Source organism: uncultured Xanthomonas sp. (assembly GCF_964278005.1).
In the GTDB taxonomy this organism is placed as follows: domain Bacteria; phylum Pseudomonadota; class Gammaproteobacteria; order Xanthomonadales; family Xanthomonadaceae; genus Xanthomonas_A; species Xanthomonas_A sontii.
Genome location: NZ_CAXYKF010000006.1, coordinates 197,378 through 218,878, shown reverse-complemented (window position 1 = coordinate 218,878; position 21,501 = coordinate 197,378). Strand labels below are relative to the sequence as shown.

At 71.6% G+C, this 21,501-nt stretch carries 20 protein-coding genes; 13 read left to right on the top strand and 7 right to left on the bottom strand.

Annotated elements, in window-relative coordinates; translation table 11 throughout:
- Positions 1–26 precede the first annotated feature (26 nt).
- The 11 genes from ACHWVH_RS03340 (at position 27) to ACHWVH_RS03290 (ending at position 10,414) form a co-directional block, all read left to right on the top strand.
- Positions 27–446 (top strand): carboxymuconolactone decarboxylase family protein, encoded by a 420-nt coding sequence (locus ACHWVH_RS03340; protein ID WP_394686678.1) that lies wholly within the window; start codon positions 27–29, stop codon positions 444–446.
- A gap of 54 nt (positions 447–500) precedes the next feature.
- On the top strand, positions 501–1,496 hold the full coding sequence (locus tag ACHWVH_RS03335) for an aldo/keto reductase (protein ID WP_295931820.1): 996 nt from the start codon (positions 501–503) through the stop codon (positions 1,494–1,496).
- Positions 1,497–1,560: 64 nt separating this feature from the next.
- Positions 1,561–2,262, top strand: a complete 702-nt coding sequence (locus ACHWVH_RS03330; RefSeq protein ID WP_267092965.1) for a glycosyltransferase — start codon at positions 1,561–1,563, stop codon at positions 2,260–2,262.
- An 81-nt stretch (positions 2,263–2,343) separates the two neighbouring features.
- Positions 2,344–2,790, top strand: a complete 447-nt coding sequence (locus ACHWVH_RS03325; protein WP_295927484.1) for a GNAT family N-acetyltransferase — start codon at positions 2,344–2,346, stop codon at positions 2,788–2,790.
- A 109-nt stretch (positions 2,791–2,899) separates the two neighbouring features.
- Positions 2,900–3,916, top strand: coding sequence for a 3-oxoacyl-[acyl-carrier-protein] synthase III C-terminal domain-containing protein (locus tag ACHWVH_RS03320; RefSeq protein ID WP_295927480.1), 1,017 nt, complete (start codon positions 2,900–2,902; stop codon positions 3,914–3,916).
- Position 3,917: 1 nt separating this feature from the next.
- A complete protein-coding gene (locus tag ACHWVH_RS03315; protein ID WP_394686677.1) occupies positions 3,918–4,895 on the top strand; it encodes an NAD-dependent epimerase/dehydratase family protein in 978 nt (325 codons plus the stop codon).
- Entirely contained in the window at positions 4,892–5,740 is an 849-nt protein-coding gene (locus ACHWVH_RS03310; RefSeq protein ID WP_394686676.1) for an MBL fold metallo-hydrolase, read from the top strand. The genes ACHWVH_RS03315 and ACHWVH_RS03310 overlap by 4 nt, the downstream gene beginning before the upstream one ends.
- A complete protein-coding gene (locus ACHWVH_RS03305; RefSeq protein ID WP_394686675.1) occupies positions 5,733–6,914 on the top strand; it encodes an ATP-grasp domain-containing protein in 1,182 nt (393 codons plus the stop codon). Before ACHWVH_RS03310 ends, ACHWVH_RS03305 begins: the two co-directional genes overlap by 8 nt.
- The gene (locus tag ACHWVH_RS03300) at positions 6,911–8,026 is read left to right on the top strand and encodes a hypothetical protein (RefSeq protein WP_394686674.1); all 1,116 of its coding nucleotides are present in this window, start codon (positions 6,911–6,913) and stop codon (positions 8,024–8,026) included. The genes ACHWVH_RS03305 and ACHWVH_RS03300 overlap by 4 nt, the downstream gene beginning before the upstream one ends.
- Positions 8,027–8,169: 143 nt before the next feature.
- Positions 8,170–9,357 carry a diguanylate cyclase gene (locus ACHWVH_RS03295; RefSeq protein ID WP_394686673.1) on the top strand — a complete coding sequence of 396 codons (1,188 nt, stop codon included), beginning with the start codon at positions 8,170–8,172 and terminating at the stop codon, positions 9,355–9,357.
- 43 nt (positions 9,358–9,400) lie between these two features.
- On the top strand, positions 9,401–10,414 hold the full coding sequence (locus ACHWVH_RS03290) for a Rieske 2Fe-2S domain-containing protein (protein WP_394686672.1): 1,014 nt from the start codon (positions 9,401–9,403) through the stop codon (positions 10,412–10,414).
- Here ACHWVH_RS03290 and ACHWVH_RS03285 read toward each other — a convergent pair.
- Complete coding sequence (locus ACHWVH_RS03285) at positions 10,404–13,301, bottom strand: EAL domain-containing protein (protein WP_394686671.1); 2,898 nt, start codon at positions 13,299–13,301, stop codon at positions 10,404–10,406. The two genes, ACHWVH_RS03290 and ACHWVH_RS03285, sit on opposite strands and share 11 nt — an antisense overlap.
- 177 nt (positions 13,302–13,478) lie before the next feature.
- A complete protein-coding gene (locus ACHWVH_RS03280) occupies positions 13,479–14,408 on the bottom strand; it encodes an oxygenase MpaB family protein (RefSeq protein ID WP_394686670.1) in 930 nt (309 codons plus the stop codon).
- A gap of 174 nt (positions 14,409–14,582) precedes the next feature.
- On the opposite strand from ACHWVH_RS03280, the gene ACHWVH_RS03275 reads away from it, so the two are divergent.
- Positions 14,583–15,200: a hypothetical protein gene (locus ACHWVH_RS03275; protein ID WP_026143828.1), complete on the top strand. Its 618-nt coding sequence runs from the start codon at positions 14,583–14,585 to the stop codon at positions 15,198–15,200.
- Between the two features lie 308 nt (positions 15,201–15,508).
- On the top strand, positions 15,509–17,626 hold the full coding sequence (locus ACHWVH_RS03270; protein WP_394686669.1) for a TonB-dependent siderophore receptor: 2,118 nt from the start codon (positions 15,509–15,511) through the stop codon (positions 17,624–17,626).
- A 553-nt stretch (positions 17,627–18,179) separates the two neighbouring features.
- On the opposite strand, the gene ACHWVH_RS03265 is transcribed toward ACHWVH_RS03270, so the two are convergent.
- The 5 genes from ACHWVH_RS03265 to ACHWVH_RS03245 all read right to left on the bottom strand — a co-directional run bounded on the left by ACHWVH_RS03265 (position 18,180) and on the right by ACHWVH_RS03245 (position 21,500).
- Positions 18,180–18,575, bottom strand: a complete 396-nt coding sequence (locus ACHWVH_RS03265) for a hypothetical protein (protein WP_295927458.1) — start codon at positions 18,573–18,575, stop codon at positions 18,180–18,182.
- Positions 18,576–18,618: 43 nt separating this feature from the next.
- Positions 18,619–19,386 carry a LytR/AlgR family response regulator transcription factor gene (locus ACHWVH_RS03260; RefSeq protein WP_394686668.1) on the bottom strand — a complete coding sequence of 256 codons (768 nt, stop codon included), beginning with the start codon at positions 19,384–19,386 and terminating at the stop codon, positions 18,619–18,621.
- Entirely contained in the window at positions 19,379–20,683 is a 1,305-nt protein-coding gene (locus ACHWVH_RS03255; protein WP_295910124.1) for a sensor histidine kinase, read from the bottom strand. Before ACHWVH_RS03255 ends, ACHWVH_RS03260 begins: the two co-directional genes overlap by 8 nt.
- A 168-nt stretch (positions 20,684–20,851) precedes the next feature.
- Positions 20,852–21,070, bottom strand: coding sequence for a hypothetical protein (locus tag ACHWVH_RS03250; protein ID WP_017913865.1), 219 nt, complete (start codon positions 21,068–21,070; stop codon positions 20,852–20,854).
- On the bottom strand, positions 21,051–21,500 hold the full coding sequence (locus tag ACHWVH_RS03245; protein ID WP_152182479.1) for a type II 3-dehydroquinate dehydratase: 450 nt from the start codon (positions 21,498–21,500) through the stop codon (positions 21,051–21,053). Before ACHWVH_RS03245 ends, ACHWVH_RS03250 begins: the two co-directional genes overlap by 20 nt.
- Position 21,501: the final 1 nt, after the last annotated feature.

Below are 21,501 nucleotides of genomic sequence, written 5' to 3'. Positions count from 1 at the left end.
GCCCCTTCGCACACGAGCACCATTCCATGGCATCCATCGCGAACGCGTTGCCGAGCAACATGACCCTGGCCGAGGCCGAAGCGGCCGGCATCGCGCAGATCGCCGCGCTGATGGGCCCGCAGCAGGGCGCGGCGATCCGCGCCCTGGCCGACGACGCGGACACCGCGCTCACCGGCCGCGGCGCGGCCATCGCGTTCGGCGAGATCTACCGGCCCGACAGCGCGCTGGACCTGAAGACCCGCGAACTGGTCACGGTCGCGGTGCTGGCCAGCCTCGGCCAAGCCGAACCGCAATTGCGTCTGCACCTGCGCGCCGCGCAGGCGGCAGGCGCCAGCCGTGCGGAGATCTTCGCCGTGCTCGACCAGTTGTACGCCTACGTCGGCTTCCCGACCGCGCTCAACGCCCTGGCCGTCGCCCGCGACACGCTGGGCCCGTCCTCACCCTGAGCGAACCGCCCGGCGGCCACGCTTTCCCTCCCCTCCCCCTCAGGAGCATCCTCCATGCAAACCCGCACCCTCGGCCGCAACGGCCCCCGCGTCTCCGCCCTCGGCCTCGGCTGCATGGGCATGAGCGCGTTCTACGGCGGCCGCAGCGACGACGCCGCCTCGATCGCGGTCATCCATGCCGCGATCGAGCACGGCGTCAGCCTCATCGACACCGCCGACATGTACGGCCCGCACACCAACGAAGTGCTGGTCGGCAAGGCGCTGGCCGGGCGCCGCGACCAGGTCGTGCTGGCGACCAAGTTCGGCATCAAGCTCGACCCCAACGACCCGGCCGCGCGTGGCATCGACGGCCGCCCGGAGTACGTGCAGTCCGCCTGCGAGGCCAGCCTGCGCCGACTCGGCGTGGACCACATCGACCTGTACTACCAGCATCGGGTGGATCCGAACGTGCCGATCGAGGACACGGTCGGGGCGATGGCGCGGCTGGTGGAACAGGGCAAGGTGCGCTTCCTCGGCCTGTCCGAAGCCGCCGCGGCCACCATCCGCCGCGCGCACGCGGTGCATCCGATCACCGCGCTGCAGAGCGAGTACTCGCTGTGGTCGCGCGACCCGGAACACGACGGCGTGCTGGAGACGGTGCGCGAGCTGGGCATCGGCTTCGTGCCGTACTCGCCGCTGGGCCGCGGCTTCCTGACCGGGGCGATCCGCTCGCCGGAGGATTTCGAGGCCGACGACTACCGGCGCCATTCGCCGCGCTTCCAGGGCGAGAACTTCGACCGCAACCTGCAGCTGGTGGAGCGGGTACGTGAGCTGGCGCAGGCCAAGGGCGTGACCCCGGGGCAACTGGCGCTGGCCTGGGTGCTGGCGCAGGGCGAGGACCTGGTGCCGATCCCGGGCACCAAGCGCCTGGCCTACCTGGAAGAGAACCTGGGCGCGCTGCAGGTGAAGCTGAGCACCGAGGAACTGGCGCAGATCGAGGCGATCTTCCCGGCCGACGCCGCCGCCGGCCATCGCTACCCGGCCGCCTCGCGCGGCGCGCTGCAGGGCTGAACCGCGCCCCCGGCCGCGGCGCGGGTCGATTGCCCGCGCCGCCCCGGCCCCGCATGATGCGGGGGTGATCTCCTTCATCGTCCCCGCGCACGACGAAGCCGCCCTGATCGGCGACACGCTGGCCTCGCTGCATGTCGCCGCCCAGGCGCTGCGGCTGGACTGCGAGACGCTGGTGGTGGCCGATGCCTGCCGCGACGGCACCGCCGAGATCGCGCGCCGGCACGGCGCGCAGGTGCTGGAGGTGGAACTGCGGCACATCGCCGCCGTGCGCAATGCCGGCGCCGCCGCCAGCCGCGGCCGCCATCTGCTGTTCGTCGATGCCGACACCCGGGTCAACACCCCGCTGCTGGCCGCGGCGCTGCGCGCGCTCGGCACCGGCGCGGTCGGCGGCGGCGCGCAGGTGCGCCTGCTCGGCGACATCGCCTGGCACGAACGCATGGCCCAGGCGCTGTTCGGTTGGCTGTTCCGCTGCACCGGCATCGCCCCCGGCTGCTTCCTGTTCTGCACGCGCAGCGCCTTCGTCGCCGCCGGCGGCTTCGACGAGCGCTACTACGCCGGCGAGGACGTGGCGCTGAGCCGCGCACTGGCGCGGCAGGGACGCTTCGTGATCCTGCGCGAGCCGGTGCACACCTCCGACCGCAAGCTGCGCAGCTTCAGCAAGCGCGAGCACCTGGGGCTGCTGTTGCGCCTGCTGCGCCGCGGCCGCAGCCTGCTGCGCTCGCGCGACGGACTTGGCTTCTGGTACGGGCAGCGTCGCGGGCGCTAACGCGCCGCCCATTTCCGCACAGATTGCGTCGGGTCGGCAAAGCGGTTGCGCCCGACGCGGGCGACTTCCTACTGTCTGCAAATGCGCGAGAACGGCACCCTGGACATCAGGAACGCGGCAATGGCGGACCGGCAGGCGATCGTGACGCTGATGGCGGCACTGGACTACGCCGGAACCGAGGACTTCATCGAGGCGCGCTTGGCGCAGCTCCTGGCACATCCGGACGCGGCCTTGCTGTTGGCCGCCGCAGGGGACGCCATCCTGGGTGTGTTGTCGCTGCACTTTCTGCCGCAGTTGGCATTGGCCGGCGACATCTGCCGCATCAGCTATTTCTGCGTCGACGATCGCGCGCGCGGCGCCGGAGTGGGACAGCGTTTGCTGGCAGAGGGCGAGGCGCTGGCGCGGCAGCGCGGCTGCGACCGCCTGGAGGTGCACTGCCACAGCCGGCGGGAACGCGCGCACGCCTTCTATCGGCGCGAAGGCTTTGTCGAAGCGCCCACGTATTTCGCCAGGTCGCCGCGCGATTGAGGATTGTCTGAGGTCGCCAGCCGCAGACAGCGGCGCGATCTTCGCAAGAACGGTTGCCGGCGCCGAGCCGCTGGCAGTACGCTGCGCGCCCCTTGTGCGAGCTTTACGGATGAGCGTCCACACCAGCAGGCCCATCGCGCTGCGCATCCTCGGCACGGGCGAGTATCTGCCCGCGCAGCAGGTGCCGGCGGAGGCCTTCGACCGGCGCTGGGGCAAGCCCGCCGGCTGGACCCTGCGGCATACCGGGGTCGCCACGCGGCACTACGCGGGCGCCGACGAGCCGGCCATGTTCATGGGCGAACGCGCCGCGCGCGCGGCGCTGCAGGCGGCGCAGTTGCAGGCGCACGAGGTCGATTGCGTGATCAGCGCCTGTAGCCTGATGGAACAGGCGATCCCGTGCAGCGCGGCACTGCTGCACGCGCGGCTGGGCCTGCAGGGAAGCGGCATCCCCGCCTTCGACATCAACGCCACCTGCCTGAGCTTCATCGCCGCGCTCGACCTGGCCGCCTGCGCGATCGCCGCCGGCCGCCATCGCCGCGTGCTGATCGTCTCCAGCGAGATCGCCAGCGTCGGCCTCAATCCGGACGATGCGGATACCGCGCCGCTGTTCGGCGACGGTGCCGCCGCGGTGGTGCTCGGCGCCGACGACGGCGCCAGCGGTTCGCAATTGCTGGCGGCGCGGCTGGAAACCTATTCCGAAGGCATCGACCACTGCCGCGTGCGCGCCGGCGGCACCCGCCTGCGCCTGGATCACGGTGTCGAGGCGCTGCGCGCCGGTTCGCAATTCGAAATGAACGGCCGCGCCACCTATCGCCTCGCCGCGGCGAAGCTGCCCGGTTTCCTGCAGCGGCTGCTGGCGCAGGCCGGGGTCGATCTGGCGCAGCTGCGGCGGATCGTGCCGCACCAGGCCAGCGCCAAGGCGCTGCGTCACCTGCGCGTGGCGCTGGGGCTGGCGCCGGACGCGCTGATCGAGGTGATCGGCCAGCGCGGCAACCAGATGGCGGCCTCCATTCCGAGTGCGCTGCACCAGGCGATCCACAGCGGCCGCATCGTCCGCGGCGACCTGATCGGCCTGGTCGGCTCCGGCGCCGGGCTGGCGTTCGGCGGCGCGGTGTTGCGTTACTGACATGGCACGCGTCCTGGTCACCGGCGCGTCCGGCTTCATCGGCGCCTACATCGTGCGCGCCCTGGCCGATGCCGGCGTAGCGGTGCGCGCCAGCGGTCGCGACGCCGCCAAGCTGGCGGCCTTCGCTGGCGATCCGCGGATCGAGGTCGTGCCCGCCGAGCTGTGTCGCGATGACCTGGCGCCGTTGCTGCGCGGCTGCGATGCGGTGATCCACTGCGCTGCGTTGTCGGCACCTTGGGCCAGCGCCGAGACCTTCCGCCTGGCCAACGTGGTCGCCACCGAACGCCTGCTCGCCGCCGCGCTGGCCGCACGCGTGCGCCGCTTCGTGCACTTCAGTTCGCCCAGCATCTACTTCCGCTTCGCCGATCAATACCAGATCACCGAAGACTTCACCCCGCCGGCGCGCTGGATCGGCGGCTACCCACAGACCAAGTGGGAAGCCGAGGAAAAGGTGCGCGCCGCCGCCGCGGCCGGACTGCCGGCGGTGGTGCTGCGCCCGCGCGCGGTGTTCGGCCATGGCGACAACGCGATCGTGCCGCGCTTGCTGGCGGTGGCGCAGCGCGGCTGGTTCCCGCTGGTCAACGGCGGCCGCGCGATGATCGACGTGTGCTGCGTGGAGAACGCGGTGGCCGCGGCACTGGCCGCGCTGCGCGCCGAGCACGTCGTCGATGGCCGCGCCTACAACATCAGCAACGGCGTGCCGATCGTGGTGCGCGACCTGCTGACCGAACTGTTCGCGGTGCTGCGCCTGCGCGTACGGCTGCTGTCGGTGCCGCGCGGGCCGGCGCTGGCGCTGGCCGCGCTCGGCGAACAGATCGCGCTGCGCCGGCGCGGGCAGCCGGAGCCGCGGCTCAGCCGCTACGGTATCGGCGTGCTCGGCTATTCGCAGACGCTGGACATCGGCCGCGCCCGCCGCGAACTCGGCTATGCGCCCGTGCTGTCGACCGAGGCCGGGCTGGCCGCGCTGGGGCGGCCATGAGCGTACCCAGGCTGCAGTGGCGGCTGTACGAAGCCGGTCACTGCACGCATCCGGAGCGCGCCACGCGCCGCGGCGCGCCGCTGGCGCCATGTCCGTTTCCGGCGCTGGCGGCCCTGCTGCAGCATCCGCAGCAGGGCGACCTGTTGTTCGACACCGGCTACGCCCGTCATTTCTTCGATGCCACCGCGCGCTTTCCCGAACGCCTGTACCGCTGGCTGACGCCCGTGCAATTGGCACCCGGGCAATCGCTGCGCGAACAACTCGCCCGCGACGGCGTGGATGCGGACCGCATCGGCTGGATCGTGCTGTCGCATTTCCATGGCGACCACGTCGGCGGCGTCGCCGATTTCCCACACGCGCGCCTGGCCTGCGCGCAAAAGGCCTGGGACGATCTGCAGCGCCGCGGCCGGCTGGCCGCGCTGCGCGAAGGTTTCCTGCCGGCACTGCTGCACGGCGCGCGCCCGCGCATGCACTGGATCGAGGCGCTGCCCGCGGCGCTGCCGCCCGCCGCGCTGCGCGACTTCGGCACGCCGCGCGACCTGTTCGGCGACGACAGCGTGCTGCTGGTGCCGCTGCCCGGACATGCGCCCGGCCACTACGGCCTGTGGTTCGAGGACGCGCACGGCCCGGTGTTCCTGATCGCCGATGCGGCCTGGTCCAGCGCTGCGCTCGCCGACGGCACGCCGCCGCCAGCCCTGGTCACCCACCTGCTCGGCGAGCATCGCGTCTATCGCGACACCCTGGCGCGGCTGCATGCGCTGCGCCAGGCCGAGCCGGGCTTGCGCCTGGTGCCCTCGCATTGTCGGCAATGGCGGCCGGCACCGGCGGAGCACCCGCATGGCTGAGGCCCCCGGCGTGCTGATCACCGGCGCACGCGCGCCGGTCGCCCTGGACCTGGCGCGCCGCTTCGCCGCGCAGGGTTGGCGGGTGCACCTGGCCGACAGCGTCGCCAGTCGCATCTCCGGCTGGTCGCGCGCGGTGACCGCGCATCACCGCGTCGCCCCGGCACGCGATGCGCCGCGCGCCTGGCTGGCCGATCTCAATGGCGTGCTCGCCCGCCAGCGCATCGACGTGCTGGTGCCGACCTGCGAGGAAGTGTTCTACCTGGCCCGCTACCGCGGCGCGCTGCCGACGCAGTTGCACCTGCCGCTGCAGGACTTCGACACGCTGCGCACGCTGCACAGCAAGTACGCCTTCATGGCACTGGCGCGCGGCCTGGACAGCGCCATCGACGTGCCCGCCAGCGTGCGCGTGCGCAACCTGGTGCAGGCGCGCGAGTGGGCCGGCGACACGCCGCTGGTGTTGAAACCGGAATTCTCGCGCTTCGGCGTGCATGTGCGGCTCTATCCGGACGGTGTGACCGCCGATGCCACGCCGCTGCCCGCGCAGGGCGACTGGGTCGCACAGCGCTACTGTGAGGGCGAGGAGCGCTGCTCGTATGCGCTGGCGCGCGACGGCGTGCTGCTGGCGCATGCGGTGTACCGCCCGCGCTATCGGCTGCGGCGCAGCTCCAGCTATTACTTCGACGCGGCGCCGGATCCGCAGATCGAGCGCTTCACCGCGCAACTGGTGCAGGCGCTGCGCTTCACTGGGCAGATTTCCTTCGACTGGATGGTGTCCGCGCAAGGGCGCTGCAGCGTGATCGAATGCAATCCGCGCGCGACCAGCGGCCTGCACCTGTTCGCCGCGACCGATCCGCTGGTGGCCTTGCTGTGCGGCGACGCGGGCGCAGCGCCCGCGCCGTTGCGCCCGGCCGACGAGCGCGCGGCGATGCTGGGCACGCTGATGCTGGGAGTGGCACTGCCGGCGGCGCTGGGCCAGGGCCGGCTGCGACAGTGGCGCCGCGACTACGCGCGCGCCGAGGACGTACTGGCGCCACGCGGCGACCGCTGGCCGCTGGTCGGCACGCTGTGCGACCTGGGCAGCCACGCGCGCCTGGCGCTGGCACAACGCTGCAGCGTGCGCGAGGCCGCCACCCGCGATACCGAGTGGGACGGCGAGGCACTGCCGCCGCCATGAGCCATGGCGACGCCGCCGCCGCAGCCGCCGACTACGCCACGCAGCTGCAACGCTTCGCCGCGCTGCATGCCGGCGGCGACGCGCAGCAGTTGGCCGACAACGCACATGCGCGCATCGAGGTATTGCAGGCGGGCGACCTGGCGCTGCCGGTGACGGTCGGCGAACGCCACCCCGGCAACGCCTGGGTGTGCTCGCCGCGCACCACCTACGCCGACTACGCTGCCGAGGAGGCCGCACGGCTGCTGCCGGGCACGCTGGCCGCGCCGGTACGCGGCCTGTGCGGCGGCATCGGCGCCTGGCTGGACTGGGCACGGATCGACCGCGCGGTCACCCTCAACAACTGGCTGCTGTCCACCAACCTGTACCCGCCGCTGCCGCCGAGCGGCTTGCGCGCGTTGCTGGATGTCGCACGCGCGCGCTGGCCCGACCACGCGCTGTGGTTCCGCTCGCTCAACGCGGTGGATACGCCGCAGTGGCTGCACGCGCTGCAGGCCGAAGGCTTCACCCTGATCGGCAGCCGCCAGGTCTACCTGTACGAGGACTGGCCGCGACTGTTGCGTCATCGCGACCTGGCCCGCGACCTCAAACTGGTCGAGCGCCGCGACCTGCAGCGCTGCGGCAACGACGCCATCGGCGAGGCCGACTATCCGCGCATCGCCGCGCTGTATGCGCAGCTGTATCTGGAGAAATATTCGCACTGCAATCCGGCCTACCACGCCGGCTTCCTGCGCGCCTGGCACCGCGCCGGGCTGCTGCGCTTCGACGGCTTCCGCGACGGCGACGGGCAACTGGTCTGCATCACCGGCCTGTTCGGCGTCGGCGGCACCGTCACCGCACCGATCGTCGGCTACGACCTGCAGCTGCCGCAGCGGCTGGCGCTGTACCGCACCCTCACCGCCTGCGGCATCGACCATGCGCGACGGTATGGCCAGCGCCTCAACCAGAGCGCCGGCGCGGCCAGTTTCAAGCGCCAGCGCGGCGGCATGCCGGTCATCGAGTACAGCGCGGTCGATGCGCGCCACCTGCCGCTGCGGCGACGCCAGCCGATCGCCGCGCTCGGCGCCCTGACCCGGCGCATCGGTGTCCCGCTGATGCGCCAGTACCGGCTGTGAGGCCAAGCAGCGCCAAGCCCGAAGGCGGGCCGTAATCGTTTTCAGCGTCGATCGCGCATGCCGCGTCGGCTGCCCGACACTGGCACTGGCATATACTTTGCTGCATCTGCAACACCTCATCGCCGCTGCGGCCCGGAACATCTGTGGAATGGATTGCGCATCTGGCCCATGCCGGCACCTTGCTGATCGTCAACGCATTGCTCGCGGCGGTGTCCTCGGCGATGTTCCTGGCGCTGTACGTCACCGGCCGCAAGGAACGGCACGCCCGCAGTCTGTTGCTGCTGACGCTGAGCTACGCCGTGTTCACCCTGGGCTTCGGCACCCTGCTGGCGCCGGCCTGGCACTACATGGACGTCTGGGTCGCGCCCGCCGGCAACGTCACCCTCGACGTGGCCACCGCACTGACGCTGTTGGCGGTAAACGCCTACCTGCGACGCCCGCTGCTGCAGTGGACATTGCTGGTCCCGGTCGCGCTGCTCTGCGTGCTGGAACTCTACAGCCTGCACTACACAGGCCTCGATCACCGCATCATGGTGATCTTCGGCGGCCTGGTACGCGGCATGCTGACCCTGGCCACCGCGGTGGCGCTGTGGCGCCATGCCGACAGCACCGTGCGCACGCCGGCGCGCTTCACGGCCGTCTTCCATTTCCTGTGGGCCGGCATGGTCGGGCTGCGGGTGGTCTGGTGGGCCGTCCATCCCGACGTCGATACCAGCTACGACCCGACCACCAACTTCGGCCTGCTCTCGCGCATCGTGCTGACCGCCAGCATCACCCCCGGCTTCCTGTGGATGCTGACCCGCGAAATGAACGCGGAACTGCGGCGGCACGCCTCGCAGGATCCGCTCACCGGGGTCACCAACCGCCGGGTGATGTGGGAGCGCGGCGAGGCGGCGACCCTCGATGCCGCACGCAAGCGGGCGTCGATCGCGGTGTTGATGATCGACGTGGACCATTTCAAGGCGATCAACGACCGCTTCGGCCATGCGGTCGGCGACCAGGTGCTGGTCGCCATCGCGCAGACCCTGACGCAGCACATCCGCATGCCGGACCTGCTGGCGCGCATCGGCGGCGAGGAGTTCATGGTGCTGATTCCGCAGGGCGACGAGGCGTCGGTGCGCGATCTCGCCGAACGCCTGCGGCGGCGCATCGAGCAGGAACAGATCGATGCCGCGCCGGAGGCGCCGCTGGTGTGCACGGTGAGCATCGGCTACTGTCTGTCGCCCGGGGCGCAGGCGTCCTGGCAGACCCTGGTGCTGGCCGCCGACCAGGCGCTGTACGCGGCCAAGCGCGCCGGCCGCAACCGGGTCGCCGGCACCACCATCACATGAACGCGCGCGGCGCGCGGCACACCACGCGCGTGGCGCCGGCGGCATGAGCGCCTGGCATCCGTCCCTGTACCGGCAGTGGTTCGCCGTCGCGCCCGCCGCGGCGTTGCGGCGCCAGCCGCTGGCGGTGTCGGTGATGGACCGACATGCGGCGATCGCGCGTTGCGCCGATGGCGGCCTGCTGGCGCTGGAAGACCGCTGCCCGCACCGGCACGCGCCGCTGTCGGCCGGCTGCGCCACCGGCGACGGCCTGTCCTGCCCCTATCACGGCTGGCGCTTCGACCGCGCCGGCGCCCTGCGCGAGATCCCCGGCCTGCCGCCGGGGCAGGCGCCGCCGGCGGTGCGGGTCCGCGCCTTCGCCGCGCGCGAGCACGACGGCCTGATCTGGCTGCGTCCCGATCCGGAAGGCGAGGACGCGCCCTCGCAACTGGTGCAGGCGCTGCAGCCGTCGGCGCGGCGCTTCCTGTGGCGCACGCGCTGGGAGGCGCACGTGGTCGATGCGCTGGAGAACTTCCTGGACCCGCTGCACACCCATCTGCTGCATCCGGGGCTGGTGCGGCGCGGCGGCGCGCGCACCGCCATGCGCGCCGAGCTGCGCCACACCGACGAAGGCTTCCACGTCGACTACCGCGGCGCCGCGGCGCAGAGCGGCTGGCTGTACCGGTTGTTCGAGTCGCCGCGCATCCTGGAACGCGCGCATTTCGCCGCGCCCGGCAGCGCGCAGATCGAGTACCGCTACGCGCGCGGCGGCCGCGTGCGGATCAGCCTGCACTTCACCCCGCTCGACGCGCGCAGCACCGACGTCTTCGCCAGCCTGCACGTGGAGGGGCGCTGGGCGCCGGTGTGGGCGGTGCGGCTGCTGGTGTGGCCGCTGCTGCGCCGGGTCGGCGAACAGGACCGGCGCATGCTCGCGCTGCAGTCGCGCAACCTGCAGCGCTATCCGGGCGCGCGCGGTGCCTCCACCGCGCTGGACCTGGTGCGCGAACCGCTGCGGCGTTACTGGGACGGCGAGCCGCTGCCGGCACCGGGCAGCGGCCACGACGTGGAACTCATGCTGTGACCGCGCCGAACCGCTGCAGCACATCCGCCAACGGGGCCGGACGCCCGAGCAGATAGCCCTGCACGCCGCCGCAGCCGTGCGTGCGCAACCAGCGCAGCTGCGCCTCGGTTTCCACGCCCTCGGCGACCACGTCCAGCCCCAGGCAATGCCCCAGGGTCAGCAGCGCCTGGCAGATCGAGGCGTTGCGTGGATCGCGGTCCACCTCGGCGACGAAGCTGCGATCGATCTTCAGCGTGTCCAGCGGCAGGTCGCGCAGATACGCCATGCTGGAGAAGCCGGTGCCGACATCGTCCAGGGCCACGCGCACGCCCAGCGCGCGCAGTTGCCGCAGCACATCGCCGGCCTGCTGCGGCTGCCGCATCAGGCTGCTCTCGGTCAGCTCCAATTGCAGGCCGTTGGCGGCCAGCCCGGCCTCGGCGCAGGCCTGCACCAGGTCGGCGACCAGATCGCCATCGAAGAACTGCAACGCCGACACGTTCACCGCCACCGGCAGGTCCGGCCATCCGTGCTCGACCAGGGCGCGGCGCGCCCGCGCCGCCGCGCGCATCACCCAGCGCCCCAGCGGCAGGATCAGCCCGGTGTCCTCGCACAACTGGATGAACGCATCCGGCGCGATGAAACCGCCATCGGCCTGCGGCCAGCGGATCAGGGCTTCCAGTTCGCGCGGCGCGCCGCTGACGGCGTCCATGATCGGCTGGAAATACAGCTCGAACTCCTGGCGCTCGATCGCCTGCTGGATGCGCCCGGCCAGGCGCAGGCGTTCGCCGGTGCGCGCGGCCATGGCGCGGTCGAAGCGCACCAGGCTGCGGCCCTCTGCCTGCGCCGCATGCGCGGCCTGCGCGGCGCTGCCGATCGCCTCGTCGGCATCGGCGGCATCGTCCGGACACAGCGCCACGCCGATGTGCGCCTGCAACTGCTGAGCGAATTCGCCGCCCTGCACCGGTGCGTACAGCGCCTCCTGCAGCGCCTGCAAGGCCAGCGGCAGGGCCTGCGGGTCCAGGATCGCCAGCACGAAGTCCTGCGCCGGCTGGTGCGCGCTCAGCCCGAAGCGCTCGCCGAGCGCGCGGATGCGCCCGGCCACCGCGCTGCGCACCGCGTCGCCGGCGGCGCGGCCGAGGGTGTCGCCGATCAGAGCCAGGCCACGCACCTGCACGTAGGCGATGGCGTAGCCGCCACGCTGCGCGCGCAGGGCTTCGGCCAGCGCCCGCGGCTTGAGCAGGCCGGTGCTGAATTCGTGGCGTGCGAGATAGGCCAGTTCGCGTTCGTGGGCCAGGCGCTCGGTGACGTCCTCGGCCAGGATCAGCCGCGCCGGCACGCCGCCGAACTCCAGGTCGGCGCTGTGGATGCACACCGATAGCAGGCTGCCGTCCTTGCGCCGATGCGTCCACACGCTCGGCGCGTCGAAGCCCTCGCGCGGTTTGCGCACGTCCTGCAGCAAGCGCTCGGCATCCTCCGCCGGGCGCAGGTCGCGCAGGTCCATCGCCAGGAATTCCTCGCGGCTGTAGCCGTACTGGCGCACCGCGGCCTGGTTCACTTCCAGGAAGCGCAGGCTGTCCACGGCGAACACCCAGTACGGCAACGGATTGCGATCGAACACCAGGCGGAACTGGCGCTCGGCATCGAGCAGGCGCGCGTGCGCCGCCACCCGGTCGCTGACGTCCTGCACCGCACCGGTCATGCACACGCCCTCGCGGGTGTGCACCAGCGCGCCGCGCGCGGCCAGCCAGCGCAGGCGTCCATCGGGCAGGTGCATGCGATAGACGGTGTTGTACTCCGCGCGCCCTTGCGCAGCGTCCTCGTACAGCTGCGTCACCCGTGCGCGATCCTCGTCGTGGATCCGCGCCAGGAACGCCTCGATAGGCAGTTGCATGCGCTGCAGGCCGAACATCGCGCCGGTCGGTTCGGACAGGCGCAGCACACGCTGCGCGATGTCGACGCGCCAGGTGCCGATGCCGCCCATGCCGTGCGCCAGGCGCAGATCCTCGTCGCCGCGGCGCAGGCGCTGCAGCAGGTGGCGCTGGCGACGCTCGGCACGGCGCAGGCTGACCAGCAGATAGGCCAGGCCGAGCAGGTACAGCACGTACACCAGCGCCGCCGCCGCGGCGAACCACCACCAGCCGGACAGCGTCTCGCGCAGCCCCACGCCAGCCACCGCCAGCAACGGATACGCACCGCCGCCGCTCAGCGCCAGGATCCGCGGTGTCCCGTCGAAGACATCGCGGCGTACCCCCAGGGCGCCGCCGTGCGGCATCGGCTGCGCCAGCGCGATCGGCAGGCGTGGCTGGCCGGCCGCGAGCGGACGGCTGGCGGCCAGCAGCACGCCCTGCGCGTCGGTCAGCGCGACGATGCCGTCGCGCCCGCTGTCGGTGCCCCGCACGATGCGTTGCAACGCGGCCACCCGCCATTGCGCCTCGACCCAGCCATCGGTCCCCCACGGGACCGCCACGCGCACCACCGCCTCGCCATCGGCCAGGCGCACTGGCGGACTCACGCAGACCCGGTCGCCGCAGCGCGCGCGCGGCATCCATGCGCGCAGTTGCGGATCGCCCGTGCCGCCGAAGCGGCGTTGGCCCTGCACATCCAGCAGGGCCACGTCGCGCAGTTCCGGGTGCCGCGCCTGCAGGCCGTGCAGCGAGGCGGCGATCAGCTCGGGCGCCCGCACCGGCGTCTCCGCCAGCAGCGCCTGCGCGCTCAGGCCCTCGCCATGCAGGGCCTGGCCGAGATTGTCCAGTTGCAACTGCAGCAGGCGGTCGCTGCCGGTGGCCAGGGCCAGGCTCTGCCGCTGCGCTGCGGCCAGGCGGTTGTGGCGGTCCTGCGCCAGCACCAGCACCAGGCCGGCGGCCAGCAGCATCGCCAGCGCCACGCCCCAGGTCGCGATCGCCCGCAACGGCGCGCGCGTGACGCGCCGCAGGCTGTGCCGAAAGCGACGGTCACGCTTCCTGTCGGCGAGCGGGTTCGGCGGCATCGAGGGTCGGGAGTGCGGCGTAGATGCTGGATACAGCGGCCTGGGACCGGCGATCTTGACCGCCCGTGACGCGATGCTGCGTTCAGCGATGCGGATAAATCATTCAGTCCGCTGCGGCCACTGCGCCAGTGCCTGTGTCGTCAGCCCCACCCGTCGGCACGCCCGCGCGGCGATGCCGTCGTGCAGCGCCACCCGGAACAGCGGCGCCACCTGCTGCAGCAACCAGGCCGGCACCGTCGGGCCGGTGCGCTGCAGCCGTGCCTGCCGCAGCAGGGCGCTGGCCCATGGCGGCAGCAAGGCCGCGCCGGCGCCCAGGAACAGTTCGCGCGACAGCCCCGGCGCCGGCACCGGCAGACGCAGCCCGGACAGCACCGCCAGCACCTCGCGCGAGCGCGCATCCACCCGCAGCAGCGGCCGCTGCCGCTCGAAATAGTCCAGCACCGCCGCCTCGCTGGCCGGGACGTCGCGCGCGCCCAGCGCTTCGGCGACGCGCCGGCCTTCGTCGTAATAGCGGTCGGCGATCGCCGCCGGCGCCGCGCGGCAGTAGCGGCGGTAGCCCTGCAGGAAGCCGTAGGCCTCGGTCACGTGGACCCAGGTCAGCAGCGCCGGATCGTCGGCGGCGTAGGCGCGCCCGTCGGGCGTGTGGCCGCGCACCCGCGTGTGGATCGCACGCACACGGGCGATCTGGCGCTGCGCCGCGTCGGTGGGCGCGTAGCTGGTGGCGGCGACGAAGTGGGTGGTGCGGCGCAGGCGCCCGACCAGATCCTCGCGAAAGTTGGAATGGTCGTAGACCCCGGCCAGCGCCAGCGGATGCAGGGTCTGCAGCAGCAGCGCACACAGCCCGCCGGCCAGCATCCCGGGAAACTCGGCATGGATGCGCCAGGTGACGCTGTCCGGACCGAACAGGCCCACATCGCCGAGCGGCTGGTCGTAGTCGATGGCGTCGCGTTCGCGCGGGAACGCGCCCAGCACCCAGCGGCGGATCTGCGCGGTGGCCGGAGCGGAGAGGGTGCGTAGCAGCGGGGGCATGCGCCGATGGTAGCGAAAGCGGCGCGAGCGCCGTGCGATGGCGTATGGCGCGCCGCTGCCGCGCCGCATGTGCGACCGCAGCATGCACTTTGCGGCCGCTGTGCTAGAAAGAAGCTGCCTCAAGATCGCCAACCGACGTTCCGCGTCCGTCACCGCATCTGCAAGGAGCCCGTCATGCTCGCTCTGTTCAAAGGCTTGGGATTGCTGCTCGAGGACAACGCGCTGCATCAGCGCTCGTTTCCCGAACAGGTCGCGCACTGGCAGCACAAGAGCGAGGCGCAGATCCGCGAAGAGGTCGCGTTGCTGGCCAAGGCCAAGCAGCAGTGGCTGGTGGCGTCGATCATCGGCTGGCAGGCGATCTCGCTGATCCTGCTCGGCGTGATCACTGCGCAGTTGTGGCAGCACGACTACCACCTGACGTTCTCGCGCATCGTCATCGTGGTCACCTCGTGGGTGGCGATCCTGTTCGTGATCTGGTTCATCGCCAACATGTTCGACCGCACCGCCGGCTTCGAGCGCTGGCTCACCGCGTTCAACAGCCGCGAACCGCTGTCGGCCGATGCCGACACCGTGGAGTGCGTGGCCGACGCGCTGAACATGGCGCGCAAGTATCCGGAGATCCTCGCCTACAAGCGCGAGGTGGTGGCCAACCGCGAACTACGCCACGAGGACATCCGGATCATGCGCGAGATGGGCCGCATCCGCCTGCATGCCGAACTGGTCGCCTCGCTGATCCAGTTCGAGGGCACGCCACCCGGCGGCCAGCCCGGCGTGTTCCGCGTCGCCGGCTGAGTCCGCCGCACACGCATCTCACGCGCGCCGTCTGCGATAGACGGCGCGCCCGCCGATCCGACATCACGCGCGGGCGTGACACTGGCGCAACACGCGCGCAGTCGGTCGCGATCCGCGCGTCCGACGGCGTGTTCGCTCACGCCCGCGATCGCCGCAAGGGCGCAACGCCACGGCGATGCCAGCCCCCAGTCAAACCGCACCGACCCGACGCAGCCGGCGTCGGCCGACCGCGGTGACACAGGGCATTCCCAACGCCCGTTTCGCGAAATATAATCATTCTCGATTAGAACTTTCGCCCCACGGTCTCGATGACACTGCATCCCCTTTCGTGCGCCTGCCTGCTGGGCATGGCGCTGTCCCTGCCTGCGCACGCCGCCAGTGCCGACACCGTCTCGGACGCCGACAGCGGCGCCGATGCCGCACAGGCGACCGCCCTGCCCACGGTGCAGGTGCGCGCCGACGCGCAGAGCGGCTTCCGCGCCACCGGACCGGTGCAGGCCGACAAGTCGGATGCGCCGCTGGCGCAGACGCCGTTCTCGATCACCGTGGTGCCGCGCGCGCTGCTGGACAGCCAGCAGGCGCGCACCCTGTCCGATGCCCTGCACAACGTCTCCGGGGTCGTCGCCAACACCTACGGCCGGCGCGGCTGGGACGACCTGATCATCCGCGGCCAGACCGCCTCCGACGCGCTGTTCGTCGACGGCCTGCGCACCGCCGACAGCAACCGCGTGGCCGAGCAGTTGTTCGGCGTGCAGCAGGTGGAGGTGCTGAAAGGCCCGGCTTCGCTGCTGTACGGACAGGTGCTGCCGGGCGGCCTGGTCAACCTGATCAGCAAGCGTCCCGGCGCCGAGCCGATGCGGCGGGTCGACCTGGGCGTGGGCAGCGACGGCCTGCGCCAGGGCAGCGTGGATCTCAACCAGCCGCTGTCGGCCGATGGCAAGGTCGCACTGCGCCTCAATGCGCTGGCGATGAACAGCGACGACCCGTCCGACCACGTGTACTTCCGCAGCCGCTGGATCGCCCCCTCGCTGTCGCTGGACCTGGGCCCGCGCACCGATTTCGTGCTGCTGACCAGCTACCAGGAACGCGACTACATCCGCCAGCAGGGCCTGCCCTGGGAAGGCAGCGCCGAACCCAACCGCAACGGCAGGATCGACCGCGCGCTGTTCACCGGCGAACCCGGGCAGCGGCCGTACCACAGCCATCAGAGCCGGATCGGCTACGTGCTCGATCACCGCTTCGACAACGGCTGGAGCCTGCACCATGCCGCGCGCTGGCAGAGCTTCGGCCTGGACGGTTTCCTGATCGCCAACAACGGCCTGGCCGCCAACCTGCGCACCCTGCGCCGTACCGCCACCCAGCAACAGTTCGACGGACGCACCTGGGTGCAGGACACCTACCTGCAGGGCGGCTTCGCCACCGGCACCTGGCAGCACACCGTCACCGCCGGCCTGGACGCGTTCAAGACCTGGGAATGGAACGTGCAGTCGACCTGCCGCGTCGGCAATCTCGACGTGTACGCGCCGGTCTACGGCAGCGCCGTGACCTGCCCGGCCCGCCCCACCCGCGACAACCTCAGCGTGGTGACCTCGGGCGGCCTGTACCTGCGCGACCGCATCCAGTTCGCGCCGGACTGGCAACTGCTGCTGGGCCTGCGCCACGATCGCAGCCGCAACCAGAGCGAGGACCGGCTGGCCGGCAGCGACACGCGCACCGACAACAGTGCCACGACGGGCTCGGCAGCGCTGATGTTCGACGCCGGTGGCGGGCTGCGCCCGTATGTCAGCGTCGCCACCTCGTTCTATCCCAACGTCGGCGTCGATGCGCAGGGCGCGCAGTTCGATCCCGAGCGCGGGCGCCAGGTGGAACTGGGCGTCAAGATGGAAGTCGGCAGCGGCACCAGCCTGAGCATGGCGCTGTACGACCTGCGCCGGCGCAACGTGCTGCAGACCGATCCGTTCAACGACGGCTACAGCATCGCCGTGGGCGAACAGCGCAGCCGCGGCCTGGAGCTCAACGCCGCCGCCGACCTGGGCAACGGCTTGAGCCTGTTCGGCGGCTACGCCTACACCGATGCGGTGGTCACCGACGACGGTGGCCAGCGTGTCAGCAGCGTCGGCAGCCGCCTGAACAACGTGCCGCGGCATAGCGGTTCTGTGTGGCTGCAGTACACCGCCCACGGCGCGGCCGACGGCTGGAGCGTCAGCGGCGGCGCCCGCGCCGAAGGCGAGAAGACCGCCTACGGCCATCGCATTCCCGGCTACCTGGTATTCGATGCCGGCCTGGGCTACCGCCAGGGCCATTGGCGCTACGCGCTGAACCTGAAGAACGCCTTCGACCGCGACTACTTCACCGGCGGCCTGCAGCGCGCCGTGGCCCTGGGCGACCCGCGCACGCTATTGTTCTCGGTGGGCGTGGATTACTGAGTGGGTGCGCGTCATTGCGCACGACGCGACGCCGTTCGTGCCAGCGTGCTGTGGGATCGCGGGACAGCGTCCTGTGGGAGCGGCTTCAGTCGCGACGCGAGAGCCCATCCGGCGGCTCCGTTGCGGAGGCGTCGGGACTGAAGTCCCTCCCACAACGGCAGCGATCCGATTGCGACAGTCGGATGCAAGGGCGGATACGGCGACGCGATGCGTCGGTCGACCTCGCATCCGGGTCGCGGCTGACGCCGCTCCGACGGTGCCGATCTTCGGACCGCAACGAGGCATCGCGCAGGAACGGCTTCAGCCGCGACGCATGACGTCGTCCGACGGCTCTGCGGCAATGCCTCTCAACGGCTTCAGCCGCGACGCGCGACGTCCGACAGCTCCGCGGCAATGTCGGTGTGGGAGCCACTTCGGTAGCGACGCAAGACGCCATCCGGCAGTTCCATTGCAGACGCGTCGGGACTGAAGTCCCTCCCACAACAGCCGCGGCCATCGTGACATCGCTGGATGTGTCGGAAGATCGTATCGACCAGCCGTTCGCTATCGCCTCTCACTCGCGCCCGCAGGCCGACGCCGGTGCATCCGACACCACGCACTGGCGGAAGTCGCGTGGCAGCCCGGCGATCTCGCGGCGCTGACCGATCGCCAGATCGAAGGCCTGCAGCACGTGCGGATTGCAGGCAGCGCCATCGCCGCCGCTGGCCTGCGGCGATGCCGTGCAGGCGGCGTAGACCCGGTAGTGGCAGCGCCCGCTGCGGCTGTCGATGCAACGGAACGTGGCCAGGCCACCGCGATACGTGGTGCGGCTGAAGAGCAGCGGCACGCCGCGTTCGCTGGCCTGCACCACGGTCTCGCGGCGGGCGCCCATGGACAGGTCGAGATCGGCATGTCCCTGGCAGCCGAACAGGCCGAGCAGGCACGACCACAGCACGGAGAGCAGACGCATGGCGGAGATTCCTTGTTCCAGTGCGAAGCGAGGGAATGCGCGGCTACATGCCGCGGAACAGGCTCATGTACGGCTGGCTGACGGTCAGGACCTCGTCGCGGTGGCGCAGCTTCAGCCGGCCCTTGCCGGTGTCGTCGCGCACCACCGAGGCCACCGCCTTGAGGTTGACGATGGTGGAGCGGTGGATCTGCCGGAACGCCGCCGGATCGAGCACGTCCAGCAGCTCGCGCAAGGAGGTGCGCAGCACCGCCTCGCCGTCGCGGGTGAGCACCGTGGTGTACTTGCTGTCGGCCTGGAAATACAGCACGTCGTCGAGCAGGATCAGCCGCGTCTCGCGGCCGCTGCTGGCGGTGACCCAGGCCAGCGGCGGCGGCGCCGACGGCGCGGCCGGGCGCTGCTGCAGACGCAGCAGCAGCGCGTCGAGCACCGCCGGATCCGGCCCCTGCGCCGCCCGTGCCTGCAGCCGCTGCACCGTGGCCTGCAGGCGCTCGCGCACGATCGGCTTGAGCAGGTAGTCCACCGCGCCGTGCTCGAACGCGTCGATGGCGTACTGGTCGTAGGCAGTGACGAACACCACCTGCGTGTGCGGGCTCAGTTCGCCCAGCGCACGCGCCACCTCGATGCCGCTCAGCCCGGGCATGCGGATGTCCAGGAACGCCACCTGCGGGCGCAGCTCGGCCAGCCGCTCCAGCGCGCTGGCGCCGTCCTCGCACTCGGCGACGATGCGCAACTCCGGCCACACCTCGCCCAGCAGCGCGACCAGCGCATCGCGCAACAGGGTTTCGTCCTCGGCGACGATCGCGTCAGTCATGGTGCGCTCCCGTGTGCATCGCCACCGCTGCCGGCGCTGGCGGCGGTGTCTGCGTCGTCCCCGCCGGCCACGGCAGGGTGATGGTGGCGGCCACGCCGCTGGGGAAGTTGGAGACGATGGCGAAGCTCGCCGCGCCGGCATAGGTGAGGCGCAAGCGCTCGCGCAAATTCTTCAGGCCGATGCCGGTGCCGCTGGACTGGGTGTTGAAGCCCAGGCCGTCGTCGGCCACGGTCAGGGTGACGTGGTCGTCGACCGCGCGCGCCAGGATCCAGATGGTGCCGCCGCCGGGCTTGGGTTCCAGACCGTGCTTGATCGCGTTCTCCACCAGCGTCTGCAGCATCATCGACGGCAGCGGCAGCGTCTTCATCGTCTCCGGCACCTGCACCTGCAGTTGCAGGCGTGCGCCCATGCGGATGCGCAGGATCTCCAGGTAGGCCTGGGTCCGCTCGAGTTCGTCGCCGAGCGAGCTCATCGCGTCCTCGGTGCTGGGCAGCGAACGCCGCAGGTACTGGATCAGATAGCCCAGCATCAGGTCGGCGCGCGGCGGATCGGTCCGCGCCAGCACCTGTGCACTGGCCAGCGTGTTGTAGAGGAAGTGCGGCTCGACCTGCGCGTGCAGCAGGTTCAGCCGCGCCACGGTCAGCTCCTGCTCGGTGGCGGCCTGTGTGGCGGCGGCCTGCTCGTCGCGGCGCAGCTCGGCCACGCGCCGCGCCAGCGCACGACCCAGGGCTTCGGCGTTCTCGTAGTTGCTGCCCTCGTCGACCGCGAACAGGTCGATCCAGGCGCTGGCATCCGGCTCCAGCAGCAGGGTCAGGCTGCTGGTGCCGGTGCCCGGGGTCACCGTCGCCACCACTTGGTTGCGCTTGACCGCGAAGCGCGCGGCCAGGTTCCAGCGCGACGGCGGGCGGCCGTTGTACGGATCGATGCGGCGCACCTTGGCGCGCACCTGCAGGCTGTCCAGCGTGCTTTCCACCTCCTCCACCCGCGGCAGCTCGCGCACCGCCGCATCCAGCAGTGCGAACGCCTCATGGGTGTCCAGCGGGATCTCGATCTGGCGCCGCTGGCGGCTGGCCAGGGTGCCCCAGTCCAGGCGCCCGGCGATCAGCCAGACCTTGCGCAGGTGGGTGATGCCGGCGATCAGCGCCGACAGCATCAACAGCATCGCCAACAGGCCGAACAGCCAGCCCGGTCCGGAATTCATGCCGTAGAACAACCCGGCCCAGACGAAGGCGGCGACAACCACCGCCACTGCCCAGGCGCACAACAGGCGAACGAGGAAGAACAGGCTGGCGAGCATGGCGGCCGGGGACTGGGTAGTTCCGGCGAGGATAGCCGCGGCGTCGCACGGCGCCAGCGGCGTGCGACGAAACCGCCGCTGGCGAGGATGGGACCGGGCCTTGGCAGGACGAAATCGCAGCCCAGCCGCACGCCGAGGCGGCGGCGCCATTCCAGGCGACAGCGCGCCCTACAGCCGGCTCACGCTGCGGATGCGGATCTCGCTGCTGTCCACGCCGTGGCGTTGCGCCGCCTGCGCCCGCATGTGACACAGCAGCCGCTCCGGGTCCAGCGGCGCGGGCTCGGCCCAGGTGTGCGCCAGGGTGCCCCAGGCCACGCGCTGGCCGAAGCTGTAGGCCTCGTAGTCGGCCAGGTAGTGGCGCGCGCGCTCAGGTGCCGACGTGGACATCGCCTTCGTAGCCGTTGCAGCCAAGATGTTCGAGCGCGATCGACAGCGCCAGCGCGTAGCCCTGCGCGCAGTAGCCGCCGACCTGGCCCAGGCGCTGCCCCGACGCCGCGCACAGGCAGGCTTCGCGGCGATCGCTGGCATCGTCGTGCACTTCCACGTAAGGCCGGCGCAGGTGCGCCACCGCGTCGGCGGTGATGGCGCTGTCCGAGCACGCGCCCGGATCCAGCAGCAGCATCTCCACCCCGGCCTGGTCGGCCTGGGCCAGCGCCTGCAGCAGTTCGCGCTCGCTGGCGCAGCCGCGCACCGCCAGGGTCTTGCCGGCGCGGCCGGCATGGGCGAGCAATTGCCGCATCACCGGTGGGGCGATGCGGGCCGGGCGGCCGCGATGGCCGGCCACGCAGTCGGGGCCACGGAGCAACAGGATCGACATG

Excerpts from the sequence above, each read along its gene's own strand:
- ACHWVH_RS03245 (WP_152182479.1), bottom strand. The coding sequence starts at position 21,500 with ATGTCGATCCTGTTGCTCCGTGGCCCCGACTGCGTGGCCGGCCATCGC.
- ACHWVH_RS03320 (WP_295927480.1), top strand. The coding sequence starts at position 2,900 with ATGAGCGTCCACACCAGCAGGCCCATCGCGCTGCGCATCCTCGGCACG.
- ACHWVH_RS03340 (WP_394686678.1), top strand. The coding sequence starts at position 27 with ATGGCATCCATCGCGAACGCGTTGCCGAGCAACATGACCCTGGCCGAG.
- ACHWVH_RS03300 (WP_394686674.1), top strand. The coding sequence starts at position 6,911 with ATGAGCCATGGCGACGCCGCCGCCGCAGCCGCCGACTACGCCACGCAG.
- ACHWVH_RS03315 (WP_394686677.1), top strand. The coding sequence starts at position 3,918 with ATGGCACGCGTCCTGGTCACCGGCGCGTCCGGCTTCATCGGCGCCTAC.
- ACHWVH_RS03270 (WP_394686669.1), top strand. The coding sequence starts at position 15,509 with ATGACACTGCATCCCCTTTCGTGCGCCTGCCTGCTGGGCATGGCGCTG.
- ACHWVH_RS03280 (WP_394686670.1), bottom strand. The coding sequence starts at position 14,408 with ATGCCCCCGCTGCTACGCACCCTCTCCGCTCCGGCCACCGCGCAGATC.
- ACHWVH_RS03310 (WP_394686676.1), top strand. The coding sequence starts at position 4,892 with ATGAGCGTACCCAGGCTGCAGTGGCGGCTGTACGAAGCCGGTCACTGC.
- ACHWVH_RS03250 (WP_017913865.1), bottom strand. The coding sequence starts at position 21,070 with ATGTCCACGTCGGCACCTGAGCGCGCGCGCCACTACCTGGCCGACTAC.
- ACHWVH_RS03260 (WP_394686668.1), bottom strand. The coding sequence starts at position 19,386 with ATGACTGACGCGATCGTCGCCGAGGACGAAACCCTGTTGCGCGATGCG.
- ACHWVH_RS03265 (WP_295927458.1), bottom strand. The coding sequence starts at position 18,575 with ATGCGTCTGCTCTCCGTGCTGTGGTCGTGCCTGCTCGGCCTGTTCGGC.
- ACHWVH_RS03290 (WP_394686672.1), top strand. The coding sequence starts at position 9,401 with ATGAGCGCCTGGCATCCGTCCCTGTACCGGCAGTGGTTCGCCGTCGCG.
- ACHWVH_RS03255 (WP_295910124.1), bottom strand. The coding sequence starts at position 20,683 with ATGCTCGCCAGCCTGTTCTTCCTCGTTCGCCTGTTGTGCGCCTGGGCA.
- ACHWVH_RS03275 (WP_026143828.1), top strand. The coding sequence starts at position 14,583 with ATGCTCGCTCTGTTCAAAGGCTTGGGATTGCTGCTCGAGGACAACGCG.
- ACHWVH_RS03305 (WP_394686675.1), top strand. The coding sequence starts at position 5,733 with ATGGCTGAGGCCCCCGGCGTGCTGATCACCGGCGCACGCGCGCCGGTC.
- ACHWVH_RS03325 (WP_295927484.1), top strand. The coding sequence starts at position 2,344 with ATGCGCGAGAACGGCACCCTGGACATCAGGAACGCGGCAATGGCGGAC.
- ACHWVH_RS03335 (WP_295931820.1), top strand. The coding sequence starts at position 501 with ATGCAAACCCGCACCCTCGGCCGCAACGGCCCCCGCGTCTCCGCCCTC.